The sequence below is a fragment of the Bradyrhizobium sp. ERR14 genome (genome assembly GCF_014198235.1).
In the GTDB taxonomy this organism is placed as follows: Bacteria; Pseudomonadota; Alphaproteobacteria; order Rhizobiales; family Xanthobacteraceae; genus Bradyrhizobium.
In genome coordinates, this window is sequence record NZ_JACIHD010000002.1 from 21,817 (window position 1) to 34,317 (window position 12,501).

13 protein-coding genes are annotated in these 12,501 nt (G+C 64.7%); 9 read left to right on the top strand and 4 right to left on the bottom strand.

Features of this window, described 5'->3' with window-relative positions; translation table 11 throughout:
• Window positions 1-20: 20 nt before the first annotated feature.
• Window positions 21-1,136, bottom strand: coding sequence for an alanine dehydrogenase (ald, locus tag GGD62_RS06470; protein ID WP_183707658.1), 1,116 nt, complete (start codon window positions 1,134-1,136; stop codon window positions 21-23).
• A 145-nt stretch (window positions 1,137-1,281) separates the two neighbouring features.
• On the opposite strand from ald, the gene GGD62_RS06475 reads away from it, so the two are divergent.
• The 6 genes from GGD62_RS06475 to GGD62_RS06500 all read left to right on the top strand — a co-directional run bounded on the left by GGD62_RS06475 (window position 1,282) and on the right by GGD62_RS06500 (window position 8,649).
• Window positions 1,282-1,761 (top strand): Lrp/AsnC family transcriptional regulator, encoded by a 480-nt coding sequence (locus GGD62_RS06475; protein WP_026201569.1) that lies wholly within the window; start codon window positions 1,282-1,284, stop codon window positions 1,759-1,761.
• A 140-nt stretch (window positions 1,762-1,901) separates the two neighbouring features.
• Window positions 1,902-2,387 (top strand): (2Fe-2S)-binding protein, encoded by a 486-nt coding sequence (locus GGD62_RS06480; protein WP_018315887.1) that lies wholly within the window; start codon window positions 1,902-1,904, stop codon window positions 2,385-2,387.
• On the top strand, window positions 2,384-3,400 hold the full coding sequence (locus tag GGD62_RS06485; protein WP_018315886.1) for a xanthine dehydrogenase family protein subunit M: 1,017 nt from the start codon (window positions 2,384-2,386) through the stop codon (window positions 3,398-3,400). The genes GGD62_RS06480 and GGD62_RS06485 overlap by 4 nt, the downstream gene beginning before the upstream one ends.
• A 7-nt stretch (window positions 3,401-3,407) precedes the next feature.
• Window positions 3,408-5,612 (top strand): xanthine dehydrogenase family protein molybdopterin-binding subunit, encoded by a 2,205-nt coding sequence (locus GGD62_RS06490; RefSeq protein WP_183707660.1) that lies wholly within the window; start codon window positions 3,408-3,410, stop codon window positions 5,610-5,612.
• A gap of 100 nt (window positions 5,613-5,712) precedes the next feature.
• Window positions 5,713-8,067 carry an Orn/Lys/Arg decarboxylase N-terminal domain-containing protein gene (locus GGD62_RS06495; RefSeq protein WP_183707662.1) on the top strand — a complete coding sequence of 785 codons (2,355 nt, stop codon included), beginning with the start codon at window positions 5,713-5,715 and terminating at the stop codon, window positions 8,065-8,067.
• A 6-nt stretch (window positions 8,068-8,073) separates the two neighbouring features.
• Window positions 8,074-8,649, top strand: coding sequence for a GNAT family N-acetyltransferase (locus tag GGD62_RS06500; RefSeq protein WP_183707664.1), 576 nt, complete (start codon window positions 8,074-8,076; stop codon window positions 8,647-8,649).
• Window positions 8,650-8,652: 3 nt separating this feature from the next.
• On the opposite strand, the gene GGD62_RS06505 is transcribed toward GGD62_RS06500, so the two are convergent.
• The 3 genes from GGD62_RS06505 to GGD62_RS06515 form a co-directional block, all read right to left on the bottom strand.
• The gene (locus GGD62_RS06505; RefSeq protein WP_018315882.1) at window positions 8,653-8,865 is read right to left on the bottom strand and encodes a hypothetical protein; all 213 of its coding nucleotides are present in this window, start codon (window positions 8,863-8,865) and stop codon (window positions 8,653-8,655) included.
• A gap of 121 nt (window positions 8,866-8,986) precedes the next feature.
• Window positions 8,987-9,424 carry a flagellar basal body rod protein FlgC gene (locus GGD62_RS06510; protein ID WP_183707666.1) on the bottom strand — a complete coding sequence of 146 codons (438 nt, stop codon included), beginning with the start codon at window positions 9,422-9,424 and terminating at the stop codon, window positions 8,987-8,989.
• Between the two features lie 114 nt (window positions 9,425-9,538).
• Window positions 9,539-10,588, bottom strand: coding sequence for a hydroxyacid dehydrogenase (locus GGD62_RS06515; RefSeq protein ID WP_028142376.1), 1,050 nt, complete (start codon window positions 10,586-10,588; stop codon window positions 9,539-9,541).
• 253 nt (window positions 10,589-10,841) lie between these two features.
• Here GGD62_RS06515 and GGD62_RS06520 point away from each other — a divergent pair, with 253 nt between their 5' ends.
• The 3 genes from GGD62_RS06520 to GGD62_RS06530 all read left to right on the top strand — a co-directional run bounded on the left by GGD62_RS06520 (window position 10,842) and on the right by GGD62_RS06530 (window position 12,459).
• A complete protein-coding gene (locus tag GGD62_RS06520; protein WP_018315879.1) occupies window positions 10,842-11,399 on the top strand; it encodes a thiamine pyrophosphate-binding protein in 558 nt (185 codons plus the stop codon).
• An 8-nt stretch (window positions 11,400-11,407) separates the two neighbouring features.
• Window positions 11,408-12,004: a thiamine pyrophosphate-dependent enzyme gene (locus tag GGD62_RS06525; RefSeq protein WP_183707668.1), complete on the top strand. Its 597-nt coding sequence runs from the start codon at window positions 11,408-11,410 to the stop codon at window positions 12,002-12,004.
• A gap of 77 nt (window positions 12,005-12,081) precedes the next feature.
• The gene (locus GGD62_RS06530; protein ID WP_092256390.1) at window positions 12,082-12,459 is read left to right on the top strand and encodes a VanZ family protein; all 378 of its coding nucleotides are present in this window, start codon (window positions 12,082-12,084) and stop codon (window positions 12,457-12,459) included.
• Window positions 12,460-12,501: the final 42 nt, after the last annotated feature.

Here is a 12,501-nt window from a genome sequence, read left to right on the forward strand (position 1 = left end):
CATCCGCGTACGCCGCGCCGCTAAGCCGCCAGCCCACTCTCCACCGGAGCAAACTCCAGCCCGAGGCTCTCCGCCACCGCCTTGTTGGTGATGCGCCCGCGATGGACGTTCAGCCCATTTCGCAAATGCGGGTTTTCCAGCACCGCGGCAAAGCCCTTGTTCGCGAGCATCAGGCCGAACGGCAGTGTCGCATTGTTCAGCGCCTGGCTCGACGTCACGGGCACCGCGCCCGGCATATTGGCAACGCAATAGTGCACGACGCCGTCCACCTCATAGGTCGGGTCGGTATGCGTGGTCGCGTGCGAAGTCTCGAAGCAGCCGCCCTGGTCGATCGCGACATCGACCAGCACCGCACCCGGCCGCATCGACTTCAGCATCGCGCGCGTGACCAGCTTGGGGGCGCTGGCGCCCGGCACCAGCACCGCACCGATCACGACGTCGGCGGTGAACACCTCGTCCTCGACCGATTCGATGGTCGAGAAGCGGGTACGCACGCGTCCGGCAAAAAGATCGTCCAGTTGGCGCAAGCGCGGGATCGAGCGGTCGATCACGGTGACTTCGGCACCGAGGCCTGCGGCCATGCGCGCCGCCTGCGTTCCGACCACGCCGCCGCCGAGCACGACGACACGCGCCGGCTGCACGCCGGGCACGCCGCCCAGCAACAGGCCGCGGCCGCCGGCCGAGCGCTTGAGCGCGGCGCCGGCGGCCTCGATGGCGAGTCGGCCGGCGACTTCGCTCATCGGGGCGAGCAGCGGGAGGTGACCGTTCGCGTCCGTGACGGTTTCATAGGCGATCGCGGTGCAGCCGGAGGCAAGCAGGCCCTTGGCCTGCTCCGGATCCGGCGCAAGATGAAGATAAGTGAACAGGATCTGGCCGTCCCGGAGCTGGGCCCATTCGCTCTTCTGCGGCTCCTTTACCTTCACGATCATGTCGGACTTGGCAAAGATGTCGCGGGCGCTCTCGGCAATGGTGGCCCCTGCCCGCCGATACACCTCGTCGGATGCGCCGATGCCGCCGCCGGCGCCGGTCTCGACCGTGACCTGGTGCCCGGCCGCGACATATTCACGGACGGCGCCCGGGGTGAGCCCGACGCGATATTCCTGCACCTTGATCTCCTTGGGCACACCGACGCGCATCTTCCGGGCTCCTTTGCCGACGCCTTGATTCTGTTCCTCATCGTAGCGACGGGACCGGTTTGGTTTCGTGCAAATATCCGCTAGTTTCGGCAGGCGCGCGCCGGTTTCCGGCGCCAAGCTGCCCTTTCACGCTGGAAACGAAACATTGGCCCTCGACCGGAAAGACCTCGCGATCCTCGCGGAACTCACGACCAATGCGCGTGCCAGCCACACCGAGCTTGCCAACAAGGTCGGGCTCTCCAGCACGGCGCTGGCCCGGCGGCAGAAGGCTCTGGAGGACGAGGGCTACATCCAGGCCTACCAGGCCGCACTCGATCTCGCCCAGTTCGGCCTCACCATCACCGTGTTGGTGCGCATCGCGCTGGAAAGCCAGAGCGACGACGCGTTGAAGGCGTTCGAGGCGGAGGTGGTGAAATGCCCTTCCGTCGTGCGCTGCTTCCTGATGTCGGGAACCGACGACTACATCCTGATCGTGCTTGCCCGCGACATCCAGGATTTCGAGCGCATCCACCGCACCGAGCTGTCCCGCCTGCCGCGCGTCGCGCGCGTGCAATCGAGCTTTGCCCTGCGCGAAATCGTCAACCGCGCGGTGCCGACGGTGGTATTCGGCGAAGTGAAGCGCTGACCTCGTCTATCCGGTCGGGGGAATCGGTCTGGAACCAAGCAACGCGTCATCCGTTGGGCGCTATCGGCCAGCGGCGGCAGCGCATTCTTGCGTCACTTCCACTATTTGTCCAGCTCGGCCTTTCCGCAAGGAATTAGGATATGGCCGACACTACGATCCCCGAGCGCATTCTGATCAACCTCGTCGTCAATGGCGAAAGGCGCGCGCTTCAGGTCGTGCCGTGGACCACGCTTCTCGATGCGCTGCGTGACCGCTTGGAGTTGACCGGCACCAAGAAAGGCTGCGATCACGGCCAATGCGGCGCTTGCACCCTGCTGGTCGACGGAAGACGGGTCAATTCCTGCCTGACCCTCGCGGTCATGAAGGATGGCGCCGAGATCACGACGATCGAAGGCTTGGCCAGGGACGGCACGTTGCATCCCCTGCAACAGGCCTTCATCGACCACGATGCCTTCCAGTGCGGCTATTGCACGCCGGGACAGATTTGCTCTGCCGCGGGCTTGTTGGCCGAAGGTCGGGCGCGCGATGCCGACGAGATCCGGGAGTTGATGAGCGGAAATCTTTGTCGCTGCGGCGCATATCCCAACATCGTGGCTGCGATCGAGCAGGCAATGAGCCGGTCATGAATAATTTTCAGTATTCCCGCGCCAACGATGTCGCCGACGCGATCCGCCTTCTGGCCGCCGATCCTGGCGCAAAACTGATTGCCGGCGGGACCAATCTGATCGACCTGATGAAGGAGAACGTCGAACGCCCCTCGCGGCTGATCGACATCTCCCGCCTGCCGCTCCGCAACGTCGAGGAGACACCCGATCAGGGGCTGCGCATCGGCGCCCTGGTGCCGAATTCGGACCTCGCTTACCATCCGTTGATCGAACAGCGCTATCCCCTGCTCGCCAGCGCCATCCTCGCCGGCGCCTCCGCGCAATTGCGCAACATGGCTTCGGTCGGCGGCAATCTGATGCAGCGAACGCGTTGCGCCTATTTCTATGATACGACCACCCCTTGTAACAAGCGAGAGCCCGGCAGCGGCTGCTCGGCGATCGACGGTCTCAACCGCAACCACGCGATCCTAGGCGCCAGCAATTCCTGCATCGCGACCAACCCATCCGACATGAGCGTGGCGCTGGCCGCGCTCGGCGCGCTGGTGCACATCGCAGGCCCCACCGGTGAGCGCACCATCGCGCTGACAGATTTCCATCGGCTTCCAGGCGACAAACCTCACGTCGATACCAATCTCAGCACCGGCGAGATCATCACCGCGATCGGGCTGCCGCCGCGCGGCTTTGCCCGGAACTACAGCTATCTGAAGATCCGTGACCGGCTGTCGTACGCCTTTGCCTTGGTCTCGGTCGCGGCTGCGCTCGAACTGGAGGGCAACGCAATCAGCGAAGCGCGCCTGGCACTCGGCGGTGTGGCTCACAAGCCGTGGCGCAGGCTCGAAGCTGAAGCGGCGTTGCGCGGCCAGGCGGCAACGCCGGATCATTTTGGACGCGCTGCCGATCTGCTGCTGCAGGGAGCGGTCGCTGGTTCGCACAACGGCTTCAAGCTCGAACTCGCACGCCGGGCCGTCGTGCGTACGCTGATGCAGGCCGCAAGCGGCACACCACAGTCACAAGCTCACAAGAAGATCGCGTGAGGGACCGATGAACGGCTATGTCGGAACACCAACGTCCCGCGTCGATGGCCGGGCCAAAGTCACTGGCGCCGCCAAATATGCCGGCGAATTCGCGGCAGACGGCCTCCTCCATGGCTTCATCGTCGATGCCACGGTTCCGCGCGGGCGCATCGCTCGGCTCGACACCAGCGACGCGCTGAAGGTGAAGGGCGTGGTCGACGTGCTCACGCATACGCATCGCGTGGCCCTCGCCGACAAGGATGAGGCCTGGAAGGACGAGGTGGCGCCGGAGAAGGGTTCACCCTTCCGCCCGCTTTACGACGACAGGGTCAAGTTCAACGGTCAGCCAATCGCGCTCGTCATCGCGGAGGACTGGGAAACTGCCAAATTCGCGGCAACGCGCGTGCGTGTCGAATACGAGCAGGAGGCGTTTGCGACCGATCTCGAAACCGAACGCGGCACATCCGCCAAGGTGGACCAGCCGCACAAGCCGCGCGGCGACGCCGCAGCGGCGCTGGCTGGGGCAGCGGTTCGCCATGAGGCCGACTACGTCCTCCCGACCGAGCACCACAACCCGATGGAGCTCTATGCGACGACAGCGGTCTGGGACGGCAGCGGCAGCCTCACGGTCTACGACAAGACGCAGGGCGTCCAGAACGTCCATAAATATCTCTGCGGCGTGTTCGACATGAAGCCGGAGGACATCCGCGTGGTCTCGCCCTATGTCGGCGGCGCCTTCGGCTCCGGCCTGCGGCCGCAGCACCAGGTGGTGCTGGCAACGCTTGCCGCCCTCGCGCTGAAGCGATCCGTTCGTGTCGTATTGACGCGGCAGCAGATGTATGGGCTCGGCTACCGGCCGATGACCATCCAGCGCGTCGCGCTCGGCGCAAAGTCGGACGGCACGCTCGATGCGGTCACGCACGAAGCCATTGCCGTCACCTCGCGCTACGAGGATTTCTCACGCAATGACACCGGCTGGGCGCAGCAGCTCTACAAGAGCCCCAACAGTCGCCTCTCCCACAAGCTCGTCCACCTGGACGTCCCCACCCCCTGCGACATGCGTGCGCCGGGCGCGGCAACGGGCGTCTGCGCACTCGAATGCGCCATGGACGAGCTGGCCGTCGCACTCAAGCTCGATCCGATCGAGCTGCGCCTGAAGTGCTACTCGGATCGCGACCAGAGCGAAGACCTGCCCTTCACCAGCAAGCAGCTGCGCGAATGTTACGCCCGTGGCGCGGAAGCCTTCGGCTGGGCTCGCCGCAATCCCGCGCCGCGTGCGATGCGCGATGGCAAGGACCTGGTCGGCTGGGGCATGGCGACAGGGGTGTGGGAGGCGCTGCAGATGCCGGTCGCCGTGCGCATCGTGCTGACCGCCAACGGCCACGCCGAGGTATCCTGCGCCGCGTCCGATATCGGCACCGGCACCTACACCATCATGGCGCAGGTCGCGGCCGACGCCCTCGGGCTGCCGATCGGGAATATCGACGTGAAGCTTGCCGATTCAACCCTGCCCCAAGCGCCCGTCGAGGGCGGCTCCTGGATGGCCGCTTCGAGCGCACATGCGGTCTTGGGAGCGGCCGAGGACATTCGCCAGGAGCTCGCGCGTCTGGCCAAGGCGATACCTGACTCGCCACTTGGCGGCCTCAATGCATCGGAAATGGTTCTTGTTGACGGCACGATTTCCAAGGCCGGCGACAAGAGCCGCGCTGTCTCGATCGCCGATGTGATGCGTCACGGCAAGCTCGAGCGGATCGAGAAGCAGAAGCTCAACCAGTTCGCGGAGGACAAGTCGCACGCCCGCAACACGCATTCGGCTGTCTTCGCCGAGGTGAAGGTCGACGAGGAACTCGGCGTCATTCGGGTCACGCGAGTCGTGAGCGCCGTCGCGGCCGGGCGGATCCTGAATACCAAGACAGGCCGCAGCCAGATCATGGGCAGCGTGGTCTGGGGGATCGGAATGGCGCTGCACGAGGAGACGGTCATGGACCACCGCTTCGGCCGCATCATGAACGCGAACATCGCCGAGTACCACATCCCGGTGAATGCCGATATTCACGACATCGACGTCATCTTCGTCGACGAGCCGGACGACCGAATCAACAAGCTCGGCGTCAAGGGTCTCGGCGAGATCGGCATCGTGGGCGTGCCTGCGGCAATCGCGAACGCCGTCTATCATGCCATCGGCAAGCGTGTCCGGCACTTCCCGATCACGCTGGACAAGCTGCTCGGCTGACCTGCCTTGTCATCCGAGCCATGCCTGGATCGGGTCAGTGTCATCCAGCTGTCATCGAATGTGTCGATGAGCTGTGTCTCTGGCACATTCAGGACCCGACATGGACTATTTCAAGCGCTTCAACTTCCTGTTCGCCGCACCAATGTTCGACGCCGACGATCTCGAAGGCGTCCGCTTCAACCAGATCATCGAGGAGATCCAGCGCTCCGGCTTCGAGGTGGTCCGGGCGCGCAAGCTCGAGGATGCCGAGATGGCGGTGCAGACCGACGCCGCGATCGGCTGCATGGTGGTGGACTGGGGCAAGAAGGGCCTGGAGGGCAAGACCTCGGCGCTGATCAATTTGATGCGCCGCCGCGGCCTCGATTTCCCGATCATCCTCCTTATCCGGCGCAAGCGCTTCGAGGACCTGCCGGTCGAGGTGCTCGATTTCATCGACGGCTATGTCTTCCTGTCCGAGGAGACGCCGACCTTCATTGCCAAGAATCTGATCAGCCGGCTCAAGCAATATGCCGAAACGTTGAAGACGCCGTTCTTTGGCGCGCTGGTCGACTATGCCGAGGAAGGCAACCAGCTCTGGACCTGCCCGGGGCACAATGGCGGCGTATTCTACAACCGCAGCCCGATCGGCCGGGTCTTCGTCGAGCATCTCGGCGAATCCGTGTTCCGCGACGACCTCGACAATTCCGTGCTCGATCTCGGCGACCTCCTCACCCACGAGGGGCCGGCGCTGAAGGCGCAAAAGGAAGCCGCGCAGATTTTTGGCGCGGAGAAGACCTATTTCGTGCTCAACGGCACCTCGACCTCGAACAAGGTCGCGCTCGGCGCACTCGTCACCGACGGCGACCTCGTCCTGTTCGACCGCAACAACCACAAGGCCGCCCATCACGGCGCCCTGATGATCAACGGCGGCGTCCCGGTTTACGTGCCGACCATCCGCAACGCCTGGGGCCTGATCGGCCCAATGCGCTGGGACGTGCTGGACGAGAAGACCTTGCGCGAGGCGATCCGCAATCACCCGCTGGTCACGGACAAGGAGGCCTGGCGCAAGGAGCGGCCGTTCCGCGTCGCCGTCGTCGAACAGTGCACCTATGATGGGACGATCCACAGCGCCGAGATGATCCTGAAGCGCATCGGCCATCTGTGCGAGTACATCCTGTTCGACGAAGCCTGGGCCGGCTTCATGAAATTCCACCCGCTCTATGCCGGCCGTTTCGCCATGGGGCTGGCGAACCTTCCGCCGGAAGCACCGGGCATCATCGCGACGCAATCGACCCACAAGCAGCTGGCCAGCTTCTCGCAGGCCTCCCAGATCCACATCAAGGACCGCCACATCCGCGGCCAGAAGCGACGCGTCGAGCACCGCCGCTTCAACGAAAGCTTCATGCAGCACGCCTCCACGTCACCCTTCTATCCGCTGTTTGCCTCGCTCGACGTCGGTGCGCAGATGATGAAGGGCCGCTCGGGCGAAGTGCTGTGGGACGACACGATTCGCCTCGGCATCGAGCTGCGCAAGAAGATCCGCGCGATGCGCAGGGAGTTCGAAGAGAAGGAGCAGAATCCGGACCGGCGCTGGTTCTTCGAACCCTTCGTTCCCGACCGCGTCGCCATTCCCGATGTCGGCCGCCCGGGCGCCGTCCACAACGTCGCCTGGGAAACCCTCTCCACCGATGAGCTCGCCACCAACGCCGCGCTGTGGCAGCTCTCGCCCGATACCAACTGGCACGGCTTCCCCGGCATGGCCGAGGGGTTTGCCATGACAGATCCGAACAAGCTGACGCTGCTCACCCCCGGCTTCGACCGCTCAGGCGCCTATGCCGAGCACGGCATCCCCGCCCCCGTCGTGGCGCAATATTTGCGCGAGAACCGCATCGTCCCCGAGAAGAACGACCTCAACTCCCTGCTCTTCCTGCTGACCCCCGGCGTCGAGGCGAGCAAGGCCGGCACGCTGATCTCCGGCCTTGTCGCCTTCAAGAAGCTCCACGATGACAACGCGCTGCTGGCCGACGTCATTCCAGAATTCTACCAGCGGCGGCAGGCACGCTATGCCGGCGTGCGCTTACGCGACCTCTGCGGCGAGATGCACCGTTTCTTCCGCACCGCCGACGTCAGCGCGCTTCAGGCCCGGCAGTTCATGCCTGAGCACATGCCTGAGATCGCGATGTCGCCTCGCGATGCCGCGCGCTATCTGTTCAAGAACGATGTCGACTATTTGCCGATCGAGGCCATCGCGGGCCGCATCGCGACCACGCCCTTCGTGGTCTATCCGCCCGGCATCGCCACCATCGTGCCCGGCGAGCGGCTGACGGAACGGGCCAAGCCCATGGTCGATTATCTCAAGATGTTCGAAACCTGCTTCAACACGTTTCCGGGTTTCGACGTCGAGATCCAGGGCGTCTACAAGGAGATCGATGCCCAGGGGCGCATCGGGCTCTATACTTACGTCGTTGCCGAGTAGGTGCGAATGAACGAAACAGCTGCGCGCGCGAGTGACGAACCCGTCCTGGTCAGACCGTCACGCGACAGCGATGTCGAGGCGATGCTGGCGATCTACCGCCATCACGTCCGCAACGGCGTGGCGCGCGACATCGAAGGAACCGGCGCGCCCGAGCCGGACGATCTGCGCGACCGGCGCAAGAACCTCAGGCAGACCCGCCTGCCGCATCTGGTCGCGACCTTTCGCGGCGAGGTGGTCGGCTATGCCTATGCGGTGCTGTTCCGCAAGCGCCCGGCCTATCGCTACACGGCCAAGCACTCGATCTACGTCCACCACGAGCAGCTCGGCCGCGGGGTCGGACGGCTGCTGCTGCACGAGTTGATCGATGCTTGTGCGGCGGCCGGCTTCCGCCAGATGATCGGCTATATCGACGCCGACAACACGCCCTCGCTGGCGCTGCACGAGAAGTTCGGCTTCGCGCGCGCCGGCCTGCTTTGCGGCGTGGCCTATCGCCACGGCCGCTGGTCCGACACCGTCATGGTGCAGCGATCGCTCGGCGCGGGGACCACGGCGCCCCCACCCGTCGTGGCGCCGGGCCGGTAGACCTCAGGACGGAAAGTCGGCCGCTCTCACATGGATGCGGTCGGCATGCAGCGACCAGTGATGCAGGGCCTGGTCCTTGCAGAACCTGGCCTTCGCCCGCTCCCTGGCCTCGTCCTCGTCGGAGGCGTCGATTTCCAGCGTACCCTGGCAAATCTCGCTCTGCCGGCCGTACTCGCCGAGCACATCTTTCATGAACTTGACGACATAGGTTGACATGGGACCTCCCTGCTGCCCCGGCCGCACTCTAATCCCATTTAAGCCGGACCGGGGAAGGAGATTTTGACGCGGATCAAGGACCGGCAAGGTTCCCGCCGCCCATCCGGGCGGCAGTCCGCCCTCATGTGGTGATGTCGAGAAGCGACTCTGTCGTTTCCGCGTAAGCCTGAATGACTTTCGCATTGGCAATGAAGCTGTACTTGGCGGCCGCCAGTTGAACGAATTCGCTGGCGATATCGACATTCGGCGCTGCGACCAGCCCATCCTGGTTTGCGAAGGAAGCGCTTGGGTCGGATTGCGCGGTATAGCTCGGCGATACCGTCGACACCTTCGCGATCGTGCCGCCCGGCGTTTGGTCGACCTGGTCGACGCGCAATGGCACGTAAGCCGTGGGAAATGTCGGAGCAATGCCCGGACTCCCTGTAACGGCCGATGGGCTCGACCCGCCCGACCCCGGCAGCGGGCCGGTCGTTTGAACATTGGCGATGTTGCTCGCGGCCACGTTCACGCGCAAACTCGCCGCCGAAAGTCCGGATGTCGCAATCGAAAATATGCTCATGGACTTTCAACTACAGGACAAGTGATACGCGTTCACTTACCCGCTCGATAAGATGCGGCGCTTTGCCTTTCCGTCGTGGTAACCAATGATCGGAGCGCGCTGAGCCTTCGCGCCCTACCCCGGCGTCACGCCAAAAGCCTGCTTGAAGCGCTCCGCATAACGCGGCCAGACCTCGGGATTGATGATGCGCGGCGGGCGCTTGCCGTCGAGCGTGTCCAGCACCTGCTCGGCCGCGATCCGCCCCATGTTCTGGCGCGCTTCGATGGTCACTCCCGCGGTGTGCGGGCTCGCCAGCACGTTGTCGAACTGGAGCAGCGGATGCTCCGGCGGTGGCGGCTCCTTGGACCAGACGTCGAGGCCGGCACCGGCGATGCGCTTGTCGCGCAGGGCCTGGAGCAGCGCATCCTCGTCATGGATGAAGCCGCGCGCCGTGGTGATGAAATACGCATGCGGCTGCATCAGCCCGAACTCGCGCGTGCTGATCATGTTGCGGCTGCCCTTGTCGAGCGGACAAGAGATCGAAACGAAATCGGCGCGGCGCAACAGCTCGTCGAGCTCGACCTTCTCGCCGCCCCGTTCGGCCATCACTTCGGCCGACAAATACGGGTCGTAGGCCAGCACCTTCATGCCGAGCAGGCCCTTGCACAGCGCGGCGATGCGGCGGCCGACATTGCCGAGGCCGATGATGCCGACGGTCTTGTGCTCGACCTCGTTGCCGACCAGATCATTGCGGTTGACGTCGCGCTCGCGGCGCAGGCGGCGGTCGGACTGGATGATGCGCTTGGACAAGGTCAGCATCATCGCCAGCGCGTGCTCGGCAACCGAATGGGCATTGCCGCCGGACTGGTTGACGACCAGCACGCCCGCATCCGTGCAGGCCTCGACGTCGACAGGGTCGAAGCCCGCGCCATTGCTGGAGACCAGCAGCAGGTTCGGCGTCCGCTTCAGGAAGGTGGCATCGACATGGAAATGCGGGGCGAGCTCGTCCCGGGCGGCACCGATCTGGTAAACGTGCGCCGCATTCAGGATCGGCGCGTAGACATCTTCGGGACTCCCGTTCTCGATGCGGTCGAGCCGGACGTCGGGCCGCGCCTTCAGGATGTCGACATAGATCGGATTGGCCAAATAATTGGAGTAGAAGACGCGCTTGCTGTTGACGGACATCAGGACCCTTCCGGCTCTCCAGGGAGATCCGCAAGGTCGGCGCGATGCGCGCCCGTCCGTGCCCCCTCCCGTTTTCTCGTTGTCGCCGCTTATGACATGGCGGCGCCGACCGCGGCAGGCCGTCCAGCGCAGATCACGGTGCGGCCCGGACATGTTGACAATCCCGCCTGCTCCGTCAAGTTCGACCGATCGCCGCGACGGCCAGAACCAAGAAGCATGCGCGGCCCAAGAAAATACGCCAAGGGAGAACGCAATGGCGATTGCGGAACAGCAGACGCAGGGACAGGCGTCCGGTGACCAGAGCTGGCACGGCATCGTCCTGCAAACCCTGAAGCGCAACGAGATCAGCCTCATTCCTTACGTGCCCGACCGGGTGCTGACGCCCCTGATCAAGAACCTGCACGCCGATCCCTTCTTCACCACCTTCGCCACTGCCCGCGAGGAGGAAGCCGTCGGCATCGTCTCGGGCGCCTGGATGGGTGGGCGGCGCGGCGCGGTGCTGATGCAGACCTCCGGCTTCGCCACCCTCGCCAATGTGCTCGCCTCGCTCGCCGTGCCCTACCAGATCCCGCTGATCATGTTCGTGTCCGAGCGCGGCACGCTCGGCGAGTTCAACTACGGCCAGTCGCTGGTCTGCCGCACCATGCGTCCGGTGCTGGATTCGCTGGCGCTGGAGCACCACACCATCACCCGGCTCGACGAGCTCGAATTCATCGCCGACCGTTCGATCAAGCAGGCCGTCACGACACAGGCGCCGGTGGCCCTGATCCTCAACCCGCTGCTCACCGGCGGCAAGGTTTTCGACAAGTGAGCGCCACCATGAACACTGGCAATACCAAGGTGATGAACCGGTTCGATGTGACCTCGCGCCTGATCGCAAAGCTCAAGCACGAGGAAGCCGTGATCGGCGGCATCGGCAACACCAATTTCGACCTCTGGGCCGCCGGGCATCGCCCGCAGAATTTCTACATGCTGGGCAGCATGGGGCTCGCCTTCCCGATCGCGCTCGGCGTGGCGCTGGCGCAGCCCGACCGCCGCGTCTTCGCGCTCGAAGGCGATGGCTCGCTGTTGATGCAGCTCGGCGCGCTCTCGACGATCGCGACGTTGAAGCCGAAGAACCTCATCATGATCGTGATGGACAACGGCATCTATCAGATTACCGGCGCACAGCCGACACCCGCGGCCAGCGTCGCGGATATCGTTGCCATCGCCGCAGGCTCCGGCCTTGCGAATAGCGCCTGGGCTGCGGACGAGGAGGATTTCGAGCACCTGGTCGATGCGGCGATGTCCGCCGCCGAGCCGAGCCTGATCGCGGTCCGCATCGACGACAAGCCGGGCGTCGGCACCACAAGGCGCGATCCCGTACAAATCCGGGAGCGCTTCATGCACGGGCTCGGCGTGCGCGAACCGCTTTAACTTTTTGTCATTAACTACACAGCGATCTGATGGAGTGACTGTACCGGCCCGCTGCCAATCTGTGCTAAGCGAACCGGATGTCCATTTTGATCCGTTCCTTTGCCTGGCTGCTCGCGGCCGCCGTTACTTTCGCCACCCTCGGTCCCCCTGGCCTGCGGCCCCATTCCGACCTCGGCCAGGACGGCGAACACGCTCTCGCATTCATCCTGGTGGGGCTGGCCTTCGGCCTCGCCTATCCGCGGCGGCGCCTGCTGGGTGCGGGGGCCGCAGTCGTGCTGATTGGCGTGCTCGAACTGATGCAATTTTGGGCACCCGGACGCCACGCCCGGCTGGAGGACTTTCTGGTCGACGCGCTGACGGCCTGCCTTGGCTTTGCGCTCGCGGCGATCACCGATTGGGTTGTGACACGCTTTCTCGCAAGCCCCTCTGCAGCAAGTGAAGGCCCCGCGGAGTAGAACTCCGCAGGGCCCTTTTCTCTCCACGCCTGTGGTCGGCCT